This is a genomic window from Novosphingobium sp. PP1Y (assembly GCF_000253255.1).
Lineage (GTDB): Bacteria > Pseudomonadota > Alphaproteobacteria > Sphingomonadales > Sphingomonadaceae > Novosphingobium.
Map to the genome: position 1 here is coordinate 2,992,579 of NC_015580.1, position 16,082 is coordinate 3,008,660.

The 16,082-nt window shown below is 64.2% G+C and carries 12 protein-coding genes and 1 tRNA gene; 11 read left to right on the forward strand and 2 right to left on the reverse strand.

The window, feature by feature from the left end; genetic code table 11:
- Window positions 1-119 precede the first annotated feature (119 nt).
- From PP1Y_RS20190 to PP1Y_RS20200, 3 genes are all read left to right on the forward strand, one after another.
- A complete protein-coding gene (locus tag PP1Y_RS20190) occupies window positions 120-1,292 on the forward strand; it encodes a GNAT family N-acetyltransferase (protein ID WP_013833866.1) in 1,173 nt (390 codons plus the stop codon).
- Window positions 1,289-2,125: a transcriptional regulator gene (locus PP1Y_RS20195; RefSeq protein WP_013833867.1), complete on the forward strand. Its 837-nt coding sequence runs from the start codon at window positions 1,289-1,291 to the stop codon at window positions 2,123-2,125. The genes PP1Y_RS20190 and PP1Y_RS20195 overlap by 4 nt, the downstream gene beginning before the upstream one ends.
- 96 nt (window positions 2,126-2,221) lie before the next feature.
- Window positions 2,222-2,527, forward strand: a complete 306-nt coding sequence (locus PP1Y_RS20200; protein ID WP_013833868.1) for a hypothetical protein — start codon at window positions 2,222-2,224, stop codon at window positions 2,525-2,527.
- Window positions 2,528-2,544: 17 nt separating this feature from the next.
- Here PP1Y_RS20200 and uvrC read toward each other — a convergent pair whose 3' ends face one another.
- Window positions 2,545-4,488, reverse strand: a complete 1,944-nt coding sequence (uvrC, locus tag PP1Y_RS20205; RefSeq protein WP_173364737.1) for an excinuclease ABC subunit UvrC — start codon at window positions 4,486-4,488, stop codon at window positions 2,545-2,547.
- Window positions 4,489-4,561: 73 nt separating this feature from the next.
- Window positions 4,562-7,516: a TonB-dependent receptor plug domain-containing protein gene (locus PP1Y_RS20210; protein WP_041559035.1), complete on the reverse strand. Its 2,955-nt coding sequence runs from the start codon at window positions 7,514-7,516 to the stop codon at window positions 4,562-4,564.
- Between the two features lie 199 nt (window positions 7,517-7,715).
- Between PP1Y_RS20210 and infA the strand changes: the two genes are divergently transcribed.
- From infA to PP1Y_RS20245, 8 genes are all read left to right on the forward strand, one after another.
- Entirely contained in the window at window positions 7,716-7,961 is a 246-nt protein-coding gene (gene infA / locus PP1Y_RS20215) for a translation initiation factor IF-1 (protein WP_007014967.1), read from the forward strand.
- On the forward strand, window positions 7,942-8,577 hold the full coding sequence (locus PP1Y_RS20220) for a nucleoside triphosphate pyrophosphatase (protein WP_232512469.1): 636 nt from the start codon (window positions 7,942-7,944) through the stop codon (window positions 8,575-8,577). The genes infA and PP1Y_RS20220 overlap by 20 nt, the downstream gene beginning before the upstream one ends.
- Window positions 8,570-9,544 (forward strand): ribonuclease E/G, encoded by a 975-nt coding sequence (locus PP1Y_RS20225; protein WP_013833872.1) that lies wholly within the window; start codon window positions 8,570-8,572, stop codon window positions 9,542-9,544. Before PP1Y_RS20220 ends, PP1Y_RS20225 begins: the two co-directional genes overlap by 8 nt.
- Window positions 9,541-9,708, forward strand: coding sequence for a DNA gyrase inhibitor YacG (gene yacG, locus PP1Y_RS24870; RefSeq protein WP_065762418.1), 168 nt, complete (start codon window positions 9,541-9,543; stop codon window positions 9,706-9,708). The genes PP1Y_RS20225 and yacG overlap by 4 nt, the downstream gene beginning before the upstream one ends.
- 101 nt (window positions 9,709-9,809) lie before the next feature.
- Window positions 9,810-9,885: transfer RNA gene (locus PP1Y_RS20230), tRNA-Phe, on the forward strand.
- A gap of 233 nt (window positions 9,886-10,118) precedes the next feature.
- Complete coding sequence (locus PP1Y_RS20235; RefSeq protein WP_369799485.1) at window positions 10,119-11,315, forward strand: efflux RND transporter periplasmic adaptor subunit; 1,197 nt, start codon at window positions 10,119-10,121, stop codon at window positions 11,313-11,315.
- A 6-nt stretch (window positions 11,316-11,321) separates the two neighbouring features.
- The gene (locus PP1Y_RS20240; protein WP_013833874.1) at window positions 11,322-14,516 is read left to right on the forward strand and encodes an efflux RND transporter permease subunit; all 3,195 of its coding nucleotides are present in this window, start codon (window positions 11,322-11,324) and stop codon (window positions 14,514-14,516) included.
- On the forward strand, window positions 14,513-15,925 hold the full coding sequence (locus PP1Y_RS20245; protein ID WP_013833875.1) for an efflux transporter outer membrane subunit: 1,413 nt from the start codon (window positions 14,513-14,515) through the stop codon (window positions 15,923-15,925). The genes PP1Y_RS20240 and PP1Y_RS20245 overlap by 4 nt, the downstream gene beginning before the upstream one ends.
- Window positions 15,926-16,082 lie beyond the last annotated feature (157 nt).

Genomic DNA, 16,082 nt, shown 5'->3' on the forward strand with positions numbered 1-16,082 from the left:
TTTTTCTGCCTGCTTCGCGCCGAAACAGGGTGACCGGGCATCGTTAGCAATTCCTTGAAGGAAACCCGCTAGGTCAGCTTCAGGAAATCCATGCTCGCTCGAAGTGGAAGTTCAGGACAGTGGCAAGCCTGCCCAAGGAGGAACGCACGCGCCCGGTCCCTGCGACCGATACCGTCGACCTGCGTGCCGACGCCGGGACCCTGAGCTGCGTTCCCTGGCACCACCTCGAGGCGGAGATCGCCGCGTGGGACAGTCTTGCGCGCGAAGCCAGTGAGCCCAATCCCTTTTTCGAGAGCTGGTACTTGCTGCCTTCGCTGCGGCAATTGCCCGAGACCCACCGCGTGAGGATCCTGCGCTTCGAACGCGGCGGCCGCCTCGCCGGAATCCTGCCGGTCCTGCGCGCGGGCCGTTACTATCGCTGGCCGGTCCCCCAGATCTCGAGCTGGCTGCATGCCAACTGTTTCTGCGGCGCGCCGCTGGTTGCGCAAGGAAGCGAACACGAATTCTGGCGAGCGATACTCAAGTGGGCCGACCATAGCCCCGGCGCAGCCCTGTTCATGCACTTGCGCGCCATGCCGCTCGGCACGCCGCTTCACGCCGCGCTGGAGAGCGTCCTTGCCGAGCAGCGGCGCCAAGCCGCGCTCGTCCACCTTGAACACCGCGCCATGCTGGCCTCCGATCTTGGCGCGCAGGCCTATCTCGAGGCATCTCTCTCTACCAAGAAGCGCAAGGAACTGCGCCGCCAGGCCAAGCGCCTCGCCGATGAAGGCGAACTTGCCACGATCCGCCAGCGCGATGCCGAAGGGATCGAGGCATGGTGCGATGCCTTCCTCTCGCTCGAGGCTTCGGGCTGGAAGGGCAAGGCCGGCTCCGCCCTCGCCTGCGATCCGGCGACGGAGAGCCTCTTGCGCGAAAGCCTCGCGGGCGGCGCCTTGAACGGCAAGCTGGAGCGGCTGACGCTGACGCTGGACGGTCGGCCGCTGGCGATGCTGGCGACGTTCCTGTCTCCACCGGGGGCCTTCTCGTTCAAGACCGCCTTCGACGAAACCTACGCCCGCTTCTCCCCCGGCGTCCTCCTGCAGCGGGAGAACCTCGAGATGCTCGCGCGCGAGGATATCGCCTGGACGGACAGTTGCGCAGCCTCCGACCACCCGATGATCGACCACTTCTGGCGTGAGCGTCGCCCGGTCGGACGTCTATCCATCGCAATCGGCGGACGCCTGCGCCGCGCCGCCTTCCGCCAATTCGTGCGCGCCGAGACTGCGCGCAATCCCACAGGAACGTCTTCATGAGCGTTTTCCCGCCCAGCGCCCGCGCGACATTTGCTGCCAACTACCCGGAAATTCCGCATAAGCTGGTTCACACACTCAGTGCCCATCCGCTGCTGGACTTCGGTGCGCTTGCCGATCTTGCCGAAGCGCTGCCGGAAGCCTCGATAGAGTACAACGCCGGCAACCAGCCCATCGGCATCGATGGCAAGCCTGCGGCGACCGGCATTCCCATCGGCGAAACGATCCGTTCGATCGAGACGAGCAATTCGTGGGCCGCGCTCAAGAACATAGAGCAGCATCCGTCCTACGCGGCCTTGCTGGAGGACCTTCTCGGCGAACTGCGCCCGCAGATCGAGGCTAGGACCGGGCGCATGATGAAGACCCAGGGCTTCGTCTTCGTGACCTCGGCAGGCGGTGTGACGCCCTATCACTTCGATCCGGAGCACAATATCCTGCTGCAGGTGCGCGGCTCGAAGGTGATGACGCAGTTTCCCGCCGGGGATGCCCGCTATGCGCCCGACGAAGTGCACGAAACCTACCACACTGGCGGCGGTCGGGAATTGCGCTGGAGCGAAGATCTGCTCTCGGGTGGCCGTGAATTCGCGATTGCTGCAGGAGAGGCGCTGTTCGTCCCGGTCATGGCGCCGCATTTCGTCCGAAATGGACCGGAACCATCGATTTCGCTTTCGATTACCTGGCGCTCCGAATGGAGCTTTGCCGAAGCGGATGCCCGCGCCTTCAACGGTTTGCTGCGAAAATACGGTTTGAAGCCCCGCAGTCCCAGCCGCTGGCCAGCGCGCAATCTGGCGAAGGCCTATGGCTGGAGAGTAGCGCGCAAGTTGGGCGCAGGGTAACGCCTACCAATTAATAACCGCTCGCAAAAACCGCATTCCCCCTGCACAAGTTCGCAGCCGCCTGTTAGAACACTTCTGGGAACACAGGGGTGTACCATGTCCGAAGTCACCAACATCAGCCAGGTCGAGCCTTTCCCTCAGGCGACGAGGGCGAATTCTATTGCCGAAGAGCTTGGCAAATTACTTGAAGTTCTAAAATCTGAATTTCCCAAGGCCATCAAGGTCTTCTTCGAATTCGATGGAAAGTTAAAACTGCACATCGACGTCCGCACCGGCGAGGAAGTCTCGACCGCCGCGGCCCGGTTGGGCAGCCTGTGCGGAGGGATCTTCAACAACATTCATAATGGAGCGACTCCGCACCATCCCTTCTTCCACCGCGTGACGGCCGAAGTGCACCGCTGACGGATCGGGGCGCGGCTTCAGCCGTTCGGGTGGTAGAAATCGTAGATCGTCTGGGCGACGGCCTTGCTCACGCCGGGCGCGCGCTGCAGGTCTTCCAGACTGGCCGCCCGCACTTTCCCTGCCGTACCGAAATGCAGCAGTAGCGCCCGCTTGCGCGCCGGGCCGATGCCCGGAATTTCGTCGAGCGGGCTGGCGGAAATGGCCCGGCTGCGCTTGGCCCGATGCGCGCCGATGGCATAGCGGTGCACTTCGTCGCGCAGGCGCTGGAGATGGAACAGCAGCGGCGAATTGACCGGCAGCATCTTTTCCCGGCCATCGGGGAAATGAAATACCTCGCGCCCTTCGCGGCCATGGTGCGGTCCCTTGGCAATCGCGATGAGCGGAACGTCCTCGATGCCCAGTTCCTCGAGCGCATCCTTCACTGAGCTCATCTGTCCCTTGCCGCCGTCGATCAGGACGAGATCGGGCCAGGTCCCGCTTTCACGCTCGGGATCTTCCTCCTGCGCCCGCCCGAATCGCCGGGTCATCACTTCGCGCATCATCGCGTAGTCGTCGTCGGTCCGGGCCGACTTGATGTTGAACTTGCGGTACTGGTTCTTGAGAAAGCCTTCGGGCCCGGCGACAACCATGGCGCCCAGGGCCTTGGTGCCCTGGATATGGCTGTTGTCGTAAACCTCGATCCGCTGCGGCACGTCCGGCAGTTCAAGGAATTCGGCCAGTTCGCGCAGGATCCTGGCCTGCGTGCCGCGCTCTGCGAGGCGGCGGTCGAGCGCTTCCACCGCATTGCGATGGGCCTGCGCCATCAGCCTTTTGCGATTGCCGCGCTGGGGCACGGAGATCTCGACCTTGCCTCCTGCCAGTTCGCGGAACGCCTCGGCCAGAAGGTCCGCCTCGGGCAATTCGCGGTCGATCAGGATGGTGCGCGCTGGCGGCACTTCCTCATAGAACTGGGCAAGGAAGCTCTGCAGGACTTCTTCCTCCGATAACCCCTCGGTGTGCGCGGGGAAGAAGGCGCGGTGCCCCCAGTTCTGCCCGCCGCGGATGAAGAAGGCCTGAACCCCGATCTGCCCGCCCTTGCTGGCCATCGCGAAGATGTCGGCATTGTCGAGGCCTTCGGCATTGATCGCCTGGCTGCCCTGGATGAACGTGGCGGCGCGCAACCTGTCGCGCAGCATCGCGGCACGCTCGAAGTCCAACGCTTCGGCCGCCTCGGCCATCTGCGATTCGATCTTGCGCTGCACCGCACTGGACTTGCCGCCCAGGAAATCCTTCGCCTCCTGGACCAGCTCGGCATAACCCGCCTCGTCGATCCGGTCGACGCACGGGGCAGAGCAGCGCTTGATCTGGTAGAGCAGGCAAGGTCGGTCGCGCCGGGAAAAGAAGCTGTCGGTGCAGCTGCGCAGCAGGAACAGCTTCTGCAGTGCATTGATCGTGGTGTTGACCGATCCCGCGCTGGCGAAGGGGCCATAGTAGTTGCCCTTGGCCTTGCGCGCGCCGCGGTGCTTCATGATCCGCGGAAAGGCGTGGTCCGCCCGCAGCAGGATGAACGGGAACGATTTGTCGTCGCGCAGCAGCACGTTGTAGGCGGGGCGAAAGCGCTTGATGAGCTGCGCTTCGAGCAGCAGCGCCTCGGCCTCGGAATTGGTCGTGACGATCGTCATCGACCGGGTCTGGCTGACCATGCGCTGCAGGCGACTGGGCAGCCGTTCCCACTGGACGTAATTGGCAACACGGTTCTTCAAGGCGCGCGCCTTGCCAACATAAAGCACTTCCCCGCGCGCATCCTGCATGCGGTAGACGCCGGGCCTGTGCGGCAAGGTGCGCACCGTGTCGCGGATCACTTCCGCACCGGCCTGCAGGTCGGGCTTGTCCGACCCGCGCACGGTCGTTGTCGCCCGCTCCTCGTTGAAGCGTTCGAGCCCCTTTGGGTGATCGGGAGTTCCGGCTGGAGTACGCGCCATGCCCGCCAGATAGGACATGGTGCGCGCGAGCGGTAGACCTGCGCACCATGTCATCCTCAACTGAGACGGCGCTTCAGAACATCTTGCGGAAGTCGATCCCCACAACGCGGCCCTGCGGCTCGCGGTAGGCGGCCTGATAGGCCAGCGGCACGGCGCCGTTCCCGTCGGTAACCTTCTGGCGCGAATCGAGCAGGTTGTCAGCCGTCAGCGCAAGCCGCGCGCCCTTGAAGAATGGAGCCTTGGCAACGAGGCTCTCCATGCGGCCGAGATCGACGAAAAGCCGCGCGTCGAGGACGAAAGTACTGCCGAAGCGCAAGTCGGAGCTGCCGGGCAGGCCGCTGCCGTTAACTTTGGCCGGGGCATTCCATTCGCCCTTGAGACGCAGGCCGTAGCCGTTCTTGAACAGGCCGCCCTCCATCTCGATGGAATGGCGCGGAACGCCGCCGGCACTGATCGCATCGCCCGCCAGTTCGTCGAGCTCCGGGACGCCCGGTGCAATGCGCACCCGGTCGACAATACGCCAGGTATGATAGACCGAGAGGTTCCAGCGCCCGCCGCCCGGAGGGCCAAAGCCCGAGCGTTGGCTGCCACCACCACCGGAGGACGATTCGCCCGACTGCTTCTTTTCCACCGGCGCCGCGCCTGCTTCCGGTGCCCGGGCGCCGCCGTTGCTGCACATCCGCTCGCGCATGGCGGCAAGACGCGCCTTGTCCACCTGTCCATCGGAGCCCTTGAGACGTTCCACTACCGGTTCGGGCAGCTTTGAAAGATCGGGCCCGGTGCTGCCTTGGGCACAGACCGCCTGCCGCATGCGCGCGAAGCGCTCAGGATCGAAGCTTCCGGCAGCACCCGGGCCTTCAGCCGAACAGACCCTCTGCTTCATCTTCTCCAGCTTGTCGGGATCGACCTTGCCATCGGCCCCAACGAGGCGTTCGCGCATTCGTTCGGGCATGACCGAAAGATCGGGCGATGCTGTGCCCTCGCCCTCCGGTGCGCACAGGCTCTTGCGCAAGGCCTCGAAACGCGATGGATCGAAAGCTCCGCCGCCGGCGGGAGGCGGACCGTCAAAGCCACCGGGCGGCGTCGACGGCGCGCTATGCACAGGCGCTGCCGTGCGAGAAGAGCCGCGGCTCGCACCGCCGCCTGAAGCACTGTCGCTACCCAGCTTGCCGGATATGTTGAAGCCCCAGCGCATGCTGGAAGTCGAGACCTCGTCGTAAGTCACGGCGCGCCGGTCAATGGCGATGAGGTTGCCGAATGCGTCGCGCGTGACGCGTCCGGGAAACGCCGCCTCGATCGCGGGTGTGAGTAACGGGAATGACTTGGTGACGTCGCTCGACCGGTTGCGGAAGTACTCGACGAGCAGGTTGGAGCGATCGAGGAAAGGCAGTTTCCAGGTCGCCGAAAGCTTGATGTCGCGCTGCTTTTCCTTGACCAGATCGGGGTTTCCGCCGGACGTCACCGTCACCAGCGAGGTCGTCGAATTGGTGAAGTCATAGACCGAAACGTTGTAGGTCAGGATAGTGGGTGCGCCCAGCTGCGACAGGCTCGGCGCCGCGTCCTCCACCAGATAGCTCGCCTGAAAGGACAGCGTATCGGTCGGATTCCACGTCAGCCCCAGGTTCCAGTTCTTCAAGGAACCGAAATCCGAGAGGTGATCGATCCCGCCGCCCACATTCAGCGTGAAGTCGCCGACGGCGCCCAGGAAATCCTCGCCGCGGCTGGTCAGCGGCACGGCGAGGTTGACGCCCCCGGACACGTCCGAGCGCCTCAGCGTAAAGGCGCCGATGTCGGTGCGGCTGTCCTCGCTCGTGGTGCGGTTGAAATCGAAGCCGCCCTTGATCGTCAGGCTGGCGTCGCCCGCGGGCATCCGGAACGGCCGACCGGACAACGTGGTCAGCGTTGCGAGTGCGAGCGCGCGATTGCGCGCGACGTCGACGCCGGCACCGGGCACGGCGGGAAGCGCGCCGCCAATCGCCAAGGCGCCGCTTGCAGCAGCAGCCACGAGGGCATCGGTATCGCGGCGCCGGTCGGTGCGCGTGTTGGTGTCGGTATAGCTGCCGTCCGCCGTGGTCGAGAACGTCCAGTCCCCGATCATCGTGTTGTAACCCAGCCCGCCCTCGAAGGTGTCGACAACCGAGCGCGTCGTCAGCGGATCGGGCAACGTGCGGATCTCGTTGTCGCCGCCATAGCTCAACGTGACCGTGTCGAGGCCGGAAAGCGACGTCGTCTGCTCATGCGTATAGGCACCGTTGACCGTGATCGAACCGGCAAGTCCACCCTCGCCGATGCCCTGCGTCATCGTGCCGTTCAGTTCGAGCGTGGAAGCGGCATCTGCAAGGCTGCGATAGCGTGCCGGATCGGGGTCGCCCGCGACTGTCGGCTGGCCCGATGCGCTCTGCCGGATATTGCGCTCGTCCTCGGTCAGCATCGTCGTTTCGGTCAGCTTCGCGGAGAAGTTGTACCGGCGCGGCCCTGAGATCTTGAAGATGCCGCCTTCGGCTTCGTAGTTGTCATAGCCGCCGCGCGTCGGGACATTGTACTCGCCCGCCGCCACGAGCGACGCGAAGTTGTCCTTCAGGATCATGTTGAGGACGCGCTGGTTTGCCGGATAGCCGAAGCGCAGGGCGACCTCTTCGGGCAGCACTTCCATGCGCCGGATCGCCTCGGGCGGGATACGATGCAGCTCACGGAAGCTGGTGATGCGCTGTCCGTTGACGAGAATCACCGGGCGGCCCGAACCGCGCCCGCGCCCGCTGCCCGTCTGCGGCGATATCGCTGCGATCAGGTCTGCGATCGAGTCAGCGCCATAGGCTGCGATGTCTTCCTCGTCGAAAGTCTGGACCGGCTGGTTGGGCACATCGATCTGCCCGCGAAAGCGCGGTGCGACGACGACAATCTCGCTCGAATTGACTTCGATCGCGTCGTCATCCTCATCGATGATCGTGGCAGGCGCCGTAACCTGTGCGAAAGCCAGGGAAGGCAGGGATGCACCCGTTATCAGGGGAAGCCAAAGGTGGGACCGCAAACAAAACACTCCGCCAAAATATGCTTTCCCCTTCCCATGGCGCTCTTGCCGTCAGTGGATTCAAGCCGCAAGCCGCAGCCGGGTAACAATTTGTCGCAAGTAACTTGCGCGCGAATGAACAAGCGAGGCTTCCCTTTTTCGCGAGTCGTAGCTATGGCGCGCCGCACTGTTGCAGCAAAACTACGGATATTGATCGCCGATGGCGAAAGAAGAACTCCTCGAGATGCGCGGTCGCGTTGTGGAACTGCTTCCCAACGCCATGTTCCGCGTCGAACTGGAAAACGGTCACGAGATCCTTGGCCATACCGCCGGCAAGATGCGCAAGAACCGCATCCGCGTGCTGGTTGGCGACGAAGTTCTCGTCGAACTGACGCCCTATGACCTTACCAAGGGGCGCATCACCTATCGCTTCATGCCCGGTCGCGGTGGCCCCGGTCAGTACTGAGGCCCTGCACGTCTCCGGCACGCAGGCCGGTGACACCCGCGCCCACAGCCCCCGGCTGATTCTCGCTTCGGCCAGCCCGCGCCGCCGCGAGTTGATCGTGCGCCTGGGCCTGCAGCCGGACGCCGTGATCGCCGCAGAGATCGACGAAGCCCACGAGCCGCGTGAACTCCCGCGCGTCTATGCACGGCGCATGGCTCGCGAAAAGGCCATGGCGGTCGAGGTCTCCGGCGCGCATGTGCTGGCGGGCGATACGGTCGTAGCCTGCGGACGCCGCATCCTGCCCAAGGCGGAAGACGAAAAGACTGCGCGCGCCTGCCTCGAACTTCTGTCCGGACGGCGTCACCGCGTGCTGTCCGCGATCGCGCTGAAGGGCCCCGACGGTACCTTGCGTGAACGCATGTCCGAAACGGTCGTGCGCTTCAAGCCGCTCAGCCGCGAAGAGATCGAGCATTACATCGCCGGCGGCGAATGGCACGGCAAGGCCGGTGGCTATGCCATCCAGGGCAGCGCCGAGGGCCTGATCGCCTGGATCGGTGGCAGCCATTCCGGCGTCGTCGGTCTGCCCCTGTTCGAAACCCGCGCCCTGCTCAAGGCGGCAGGATTCCCGATTGGCTGAGTGGCTGGTCGAGGAAGGAATCGGGGAAACCCGGGCAATCCTCGTCGAGGCCGGACAAGTGCTGGCCGCGCGGCTCGAATGGCCCGGTAGGCTGGCAGCCGGCGAAACGGCGGATGTCACGCTCATTTCCCGGCGCCGCGGCGCCCGGCGGGGTACGGTGCGATTTCCGGGCGGTGAGGAAGCCCTGATCGACGGCCTTCCCGCCGATGCCAGCGAAGGCGCCAGTGTGCGGGCCACGATCACTCGCGCAGCCATTGCCGAGACCGGGCGCCTCAAGCGCGCCCAGGCCCGATTCACCGACCGGCCCGTGCGCCCTGCTCCTTCGCTTGCACAACGCCTGCGCGAAACGGAGACACCGGTGCGCCTGGTCACCCGGTTTCCGGACGATCCCTGGCCCGAAATCATCGCCGAAGCGCTCGACGGCGTCATTGAGTTCGAAGGCGGCTCGATCGTCGTTAGCCCGACGCCGGCCATGACCCTGATCGACATCGACGGCACGCTAGCCCCGCGCACACTCGCGCTTGCAGCGATTCCCGCCATCGCCAAGGCAATCGGTCAGTTCGACCTTGCCGGTTCGATCGGAATCGACTTTCCTTCACTGGAGCGCAAGGACGATCGCCGCGAGGTCGATGACACCCTTGCCGCCGCGCTCGACCATTGGCCGCACCAGCGCACAGCGATGAACGGTTTCGGATTCGTCCAGCTCGTGGCCCGGCTCGAATGCCAGTCGATCATCCAGCGCATACGCCAGGCCCCTTTCGCGGCCACTGCCAGGCACCTCCTGCGCCGCGCGGAATCCGTCAGCGAACCCGGCGTGCTGCTTCTGAAGGCCCATCCGCAGGTCTGTGCGGCGATTGCGCCTCAATGGCATGACGAGTTGCAACGCCGCACTGGGCGCCGCATTCGCATCGAGCCGGACAGCAACCTTGCACTCGGCGCAGGATTCGCGCAGGCCGTGGCATCATGACCCGCTCCGAACGCAAATGCCCGATCTGTTCCAAACCCCGCGTCGCCGAGCACAGTCCCTTCTGCTCGAAACGGTGCCGCGACCGCGACCTGTTGCGGTGGCTGGACGACGGCTATGCCCTGCCCGGTCCCCCCAGCTTTTCCGATATTCCACAGGATGAATGAAAATTACTGACCGATAGGGGGTTGCAAAGGTGCGCGAGCTTCGTCATAGGCCCGCCACCAACGCTCGACGGGACACAATCGCAACCGTCGCTGGCTTAGATGCCCGGGTAGCTCAGTTGGTAGAGCACATGACTGAAAATCATGGTGTCGGCGGTTCGATTCCGTCCCCGGGCACCACTCTCCTCCCCCCAGGGAGGCACAGAGTGGAAAGACAGGCCTTAACCCCTAATCACCGGTAATCTCCCAAGGCAGATGCCTCCAATCGAGGCGGAAATCCGCCGCCGACCCGTGCGAACTGTAATCGTCATTCGCATGCCTGTAAGAATTTGTCGCAATTGCGAAATGGACGCTTGCGGCGTCATCCGAATGAACGGATATCAAGGCCTTCTGATCATCAGACGGTGCTTGTCTTGAAACTTCTCTCCTCCGAACCGGTGCCCGCCGGGCAGCTTCGACGTGGCATCATTGCGGCGATTACCCTGACTGCGCTTTCGGCCTGCTCTGGCGAATCGTCGCAGGATCGCGGCGCCAGAACGGCTACCGTCGGCTATGTCGTCGCCAAGCCGACTGACGTGCCGGTGGAAGTCATGCTGGGCGGCCGCACTGTTGCTTATGAGACTTCGGAAGTGCGCCCCCAGGTTTCGGGTGTGATCAAGCAGCGCTATTTCACCGAGGGCAGTTATGTCCGTGCCGGACAGCCGCTGTTCCAGATCGACCCCAGCCTCTACCGCGCCGCCGTCAACCAGTCCGAGGCCAACCTCGCCAGCGCCCGTGCCTCGGCCGATGCCGCCGCAGTGAAGGCCGAGCGCTACAAGCCGCTCGCCGACATGGAAGCCATTGCCAAGCAGGACTATACCGACGCGCTGGCGCAGGCCCGCGTCGCCAAGGCTGCCGTTGCGCAGAATGCGGCGGCGCTCGATACCGCGCGCATCAACTTGCGCTTCACTACAGTTCCGGCGCCGATCAGCGGTCGTATCGGCCGCTCGCTGTTCACGGTCGGCGCTCTTGCCAGCGCAAGCCAGAGCGACCCGCTGGCTGTGATCCAGCGGACCGACCCGATCTACGTCGACATGAAACAGTCCTCCACGGACCTGACCGCCCTGCGCCAGAAACTGAGCCGGGGCAATGTGAGTGCGGGAAGCACGTCGGTTCACCTCAAGCTGCAGGACGGAACGGACTACGCTGCGACCGGCACCGTGAAATTTTCCGAGGTGACAGTCGACGAATCGACCGGCACCGTCACCATTCGCGCCCAGTTCCCCAATCCCGAAGGCCTGCTGCTGCCGGGCATGTTCGTGAACGCTGTCTTCGACCAGTCCGTCGAACAGAACGCCTATCTCGTGCCGCAAGCCGCAGTGCTGCGGGACTTCGACGGCAGCGCCTATGTCATGGTCGTGGACAAGGACAGCAAGGCGATGCGCCGCAAGGTCACAGCCGGACGCACGAGAGGGCAATACTCGGTCATCACCGATGGGCTTTCCCAAGGCGACAAGATCATTGTCGACGGGCTGAACGGCCTCAAGCAGGGCGCGGCGATCAAGCCGGTACCGGCTTCCACGCCGCAAAAGGTTGCCTCGCCCGCCAAGCCTTCCGGCAAGCAAGACTGACCGCGAATGTCCCGGATTTTCATCGACCGCCCGATTTTCGCCTGGGTGCTTGCGATCATCGTCATGCTTGGAGGCATCGGCGCGCTCGCGCTTCTGCCCAATGAGCAATACCCGGACATTGCGCCGACCGAAGTCAACATTCGCGCCAGCTACCCCGGCGCTTCTGCCGAGACGGTCGAGAACAGCGTAACGCAGATCATCGAGCAGCAGCTCACCGGTATCGACGGCCTCCTTTATTTCAGTTCGCAGTCGACCAATCGCGGCCAGGGCACGATCACTGCCGTCTTCAACAAGGGCACCGATCCGGACATTGCCCAGGTCCAGGTCCAGAACAAGGTACAGACCGCGCTGTCCCGCCTGCCGCAATCGGTGCAGAACCAGGGCGTAAGGGTCACCAAGTCCAATCCGGACCAGCTGCTCGTCGTTGCCGTCTATGACGCGACCGACACGCGTTCGAATCAGGACGTTTCCGATTACCTGACATCGCACATCCAGGACCCGCTCTCGCGCATCGAGGGCGTGGGTGACGTTCGCGTCTTCGGATCGCCGCACGCCATGCGCATCTGGCTCGATCCGACAAGGCTCGCCGCGGTCTCGCTCATGCCCAGCGACGTGATCACCGCGATCAAGGCCCAGAACACCGAAGTCGCGGCCGGCGAAGTCGGCGGCCTGCCCTCGCCCGAAGACCAGGCTCTCGATGCCATCGTCACCGCCGGTTCGCGCCTGCAGACCCCCGAGCAGTTTCGCCGGATCGTCATCAAGACGAAGAGCGATGGCTCGACCGTGACCATCGGCGACGTCGCAAGGGTAGAGATCGGGGCGGAAAACTATTCCTCGCTCACCCGCGTCAACGGGCATCCCGGCGCCGGCATCTCGATTTCCTTGTCGCCGGGCGCCGACGCACTGCAGACCGCAGAGCGCGTCAAGACGGCGATGACCGCCATGTCGTCGGACCTGCCGGACGGCATGAACTATATCTATGCCAACGATTCCACGACCTTCATCAAGCTGTCGATCTCGGAAGTGGCAAAGGCCCTGTTCGAGGCCATCGTCCTCGTAGTGCTGGTGATGTTCATCTTCCTGCAGAGCTGGCGCGCCACGCTCATCCCGGCCATCGCCGTTCCGGTCGTCCTGCTCGGCACTTTCGGGATCTTCTATCTCGCCGGTTTTTCCATCAACACGATGACCCTGTTCGGGCTGGTTCTGGCAATCGGTCTGCTGGTCGACGATGCCATCGTCGTGGTCGAGAACGTCGAACGGCTCATGGAGGAAAATCCGGGCATGAGCGCTCGTGAGGCGACCATCCTGTCGATGCAGGAAATACAGGTCGCCCTCGTCGCGATCGCACTGGTGCTTTCGGCTGTATTCCTGCCGATGGCTTTCTTCGGTGGCTCCACCGGTGTAATCTATCGCCAGTTCTCGCTCACGATCGTATCGGCCATGGTGCTCTCGGTTCTGGTTGCGCTGATCCTCAGTCCGGCGCTCACCTCCACCCTGCTCAAGCCCAAGAACGGCGAAGAGGAACCAACCTGGATCGAACGGCGCCTGCCGTGGCTCGAGCGGTTCTGGGACAGGTTCCACAAGGGCTTCAACCGTACTGTAGAAACCGGCACGGAACGCTACGGCAGGGCGGTCGAGCGCGTGGTCGAGCAAAAGTGGCGGTGGCTCGGCATCTTCGCAGTTGTCTGCATTGCGACCTATGCCCTGTTCATCAGGCTTCCCACCGGCTTCCTGCCCAACGAGGACCAGGGTTCGATCTTCGTGCAGTGGCGCCTTCCGGCCGGCACGCCACGCTCCAAGACCGAGGAAGTGCAAGATCAGGTCGAGAAGTACTTCCTCGGCGACAACAAGGAGCTCGTCTCCGGTATGCTCACGATTTCGGGTGGCGGCCTCGGAGCAGCAGGCCAGAACACCGGCACCGGATTCCTCAACCTGGTCGACTGGGACGATCGCCCGGGCAAAGAGAACAGCGCGCAGGCCATCGTCGATCGTGCTTCGGCGGCATTCAGCGGCTTGCGCAACGCGCAGGTCTTCGCGCTTGTCCCCGGTTCGATCCGCGGTCTCGGTCAGAATTCCGGCTTCACCATGGAGCTGCAGAACAACGGCGAATTGAGCCGGACCGAATTCGCCGCCGCGCGCGACAAGCTCCTGGCACTGGCGAACAGCGATTCCCGCCTTGCACAAGTTCGCCTCAGCGACTTGCCTGACGTCTCCACCCTGAAAGTCGATACCAACACGCAAGCGCTTAGTACCTATGGCCTGTCGCAAAGCGATGTGAACGCGACCCTGAGCACGGCCTGGGGCGGCAATTACGTCAACGATTTCCTCGATGAGGGACGCATCAAGAAAGTCTACGTCCAGGGGGAGGCGCAGTACCGTTCGCGCCCTGAAGACCTCAACCAGTGGTTCGTGCGCGGTTCCAACGGGCAGATGGCGCCATTCTCGGCCTTCTCGAATGTAAGCTGGTCCACCGCGCCAAGCAGCAGCTCGCGCTTCAACGGTCTTCAAGCCTACGAATTTTCGGGCACGCCTGCGCCCGGCGTCAGTTCAGGCACGGCGATGGACGTGATGGAAGAGCTGGCCAGCCAAATCCCCGGCACGAGCGTGGCATGGGCGGGCTCTTCCTACCAGGAGCGGCTCTCTACCGGTCAGGGGCCCCTGCTTTATGGCCTCTCGTTGCTGGTCGTGTTCCTGTGCCTTGCCGCACTCTACGAAAGCTGGTCGATCCCGATCGCGGTGATCATGGTGATCCCGCTAGGCCTGCTGGGAGCCATCGTCTTCGTGACCCTGCGCGGCCTTGAAAACGACGTCTATCTGCAGATCGGCCTGCTCACCACGATGGGGCTCGCCGCGAAGAACGCGATCCTCATGATCGAGTTCGCCGAGCAGGCCGAGCGGCAGGGCAAGCGCGTGATCGATGCCGCTCTCGAAGCGGCGCGTATCCGCCTGCGCCCGATTCTGATGACGAGCTTCGCCTTCATCTTCGGCGTGCTGCCCCTGGCACTGGCCACGGGTGCCGGCGCCAACAGCCGCGTGGCCATCGGCACCGCCGTCGTCGGCGGGATGCTGACGGCCACGATCCTGGCCATCTTCTACATACCGCTGTTCTTCGTCCTTGTCCGGCGCGGTGTTCGCGACGGTCTGGCGGCAGCCCGGCGCAAGCTTGCCGAGCGACGCTCCGCAGCGGGAGAAGGCGCATGAAGCTCTCCCACAGGGCACGCCTTTCCGTGATGCTCCCGGCGATGGCGCTGGGAGCCTGCTCGATGGCGCCGAAGTATGTCCAGCCCGCCGCCCCGGTCCCGGTTTCCTGGCCCGCGGGAGACGCCTATCTCGCGCAGAGCGAAGCGGCCCTTCCCCTGGTGTCCTACACCGAGATCTTTCGCGACGAGCGACTGCAGGCGCTGATCCGGCAAGCCCTGGACAATAATCGCGACTTGCGCGTGGCCGCCGCCAATGTGGCGGCCTCCCGTGCTCAGGTGCGGGTCGTACGTTCCGACCAGTTCCCCGAACTCGGCGTGAGCGGCGCGGCGACCTATACCGATCGACAGGGTAGCGGCAGCGACGGCTGGTCCTATTCAACGCAGGGCGGCGTTTCCAGTTTCGAACTGGACCTGTTCGGCAAGCTCGCCAATGCCACTGAAGCGCAGCGCAATGCTGCACTTTCGACGGAATCGGCAGCCCGCACCGTCCGCCTCGGCCTCGTCGCGGATCTCGCCCGCGCCTGGTCCACTTACGCTGCGGACAAGGACCTGCTGCGCATCGCGCAGGAAACCGCAGCGAATGCGCAGCGCAGCGTGGAACTGACTGGCGCCCTGCTCAAAGCGGGCGTCGCCCCGCGCACGGATCTGCGACAGGCCCAACAGATCCTCGAAACCGCGCGCGGCGACCTCGCCTCGCAGCAAACGGCGCTGGCTCAAGACGTCAATGCAATCCGCCTGCTGGTCGGCGCCGACTTCGATCAGGCCCTGCTTCCCGGCAGCATCGCCCAGGTCAACGACAGCCTTGCCGTACTGCCGGCCGGGACGAGTTCCCAAGTCCTGCTTCGCCGCCCCGACGTCATCGGTGCGGAATTCGACCTGCGCGCTGCCAATGCAGACATCGGCGTTGCCCGCGCCCAGCTCTTCCCCTCGATCTCGCTGACCGGCCTTCTGGGATTTGCCAGCAATTCGCTGTCATCGCTGTTTACCGACGGCGCCTTCTCGGCCACCGGCGGGGGCGATGCCAGCTGGTCGATCTTCAACGCCGGCGGCAAGGCCGCGAATGTCGATGTTGCCAAGGCACGGCGCGATGCGGCTCTCGCGACTTACGAGAAGACGATCCAGACCGCCTTCAGCGAAGTGGCCGACGCACTGGCCGATCAGGGGACGCTCGCAGAGCGACTGCGCTCGGCCCAGGCTTTCACCGAAGCTGCCAGCGACACCGGGAAGTTGACCGAGGCCCGCTACAGGCAGGGCATCGACAGCTATCTCGACAATCTCGACGCCCAGCGCAGCCTCTATTCGGCGCGCAAGGCGGAGGTCTCTGTGCGACTGGCCGTCGCCTCGAACCGGATCACGCTTTACCGCGTCCTGGGCGGCGATCAGGCAAGCGACACGGTAGCAGCGGAATAGATTGCCAGCTGTTGCGCACTGCACACAGGCTGGCGATTTATCAATTGGTCGAAAACTCGGCCCGGGAACTTGACCCGGCACCTCGGCGAAGCCCACCTACGCAATGTGCAATTGTATCGGTTCCACTAGCGCCGACGCACTGCACGCGAGTTGAACA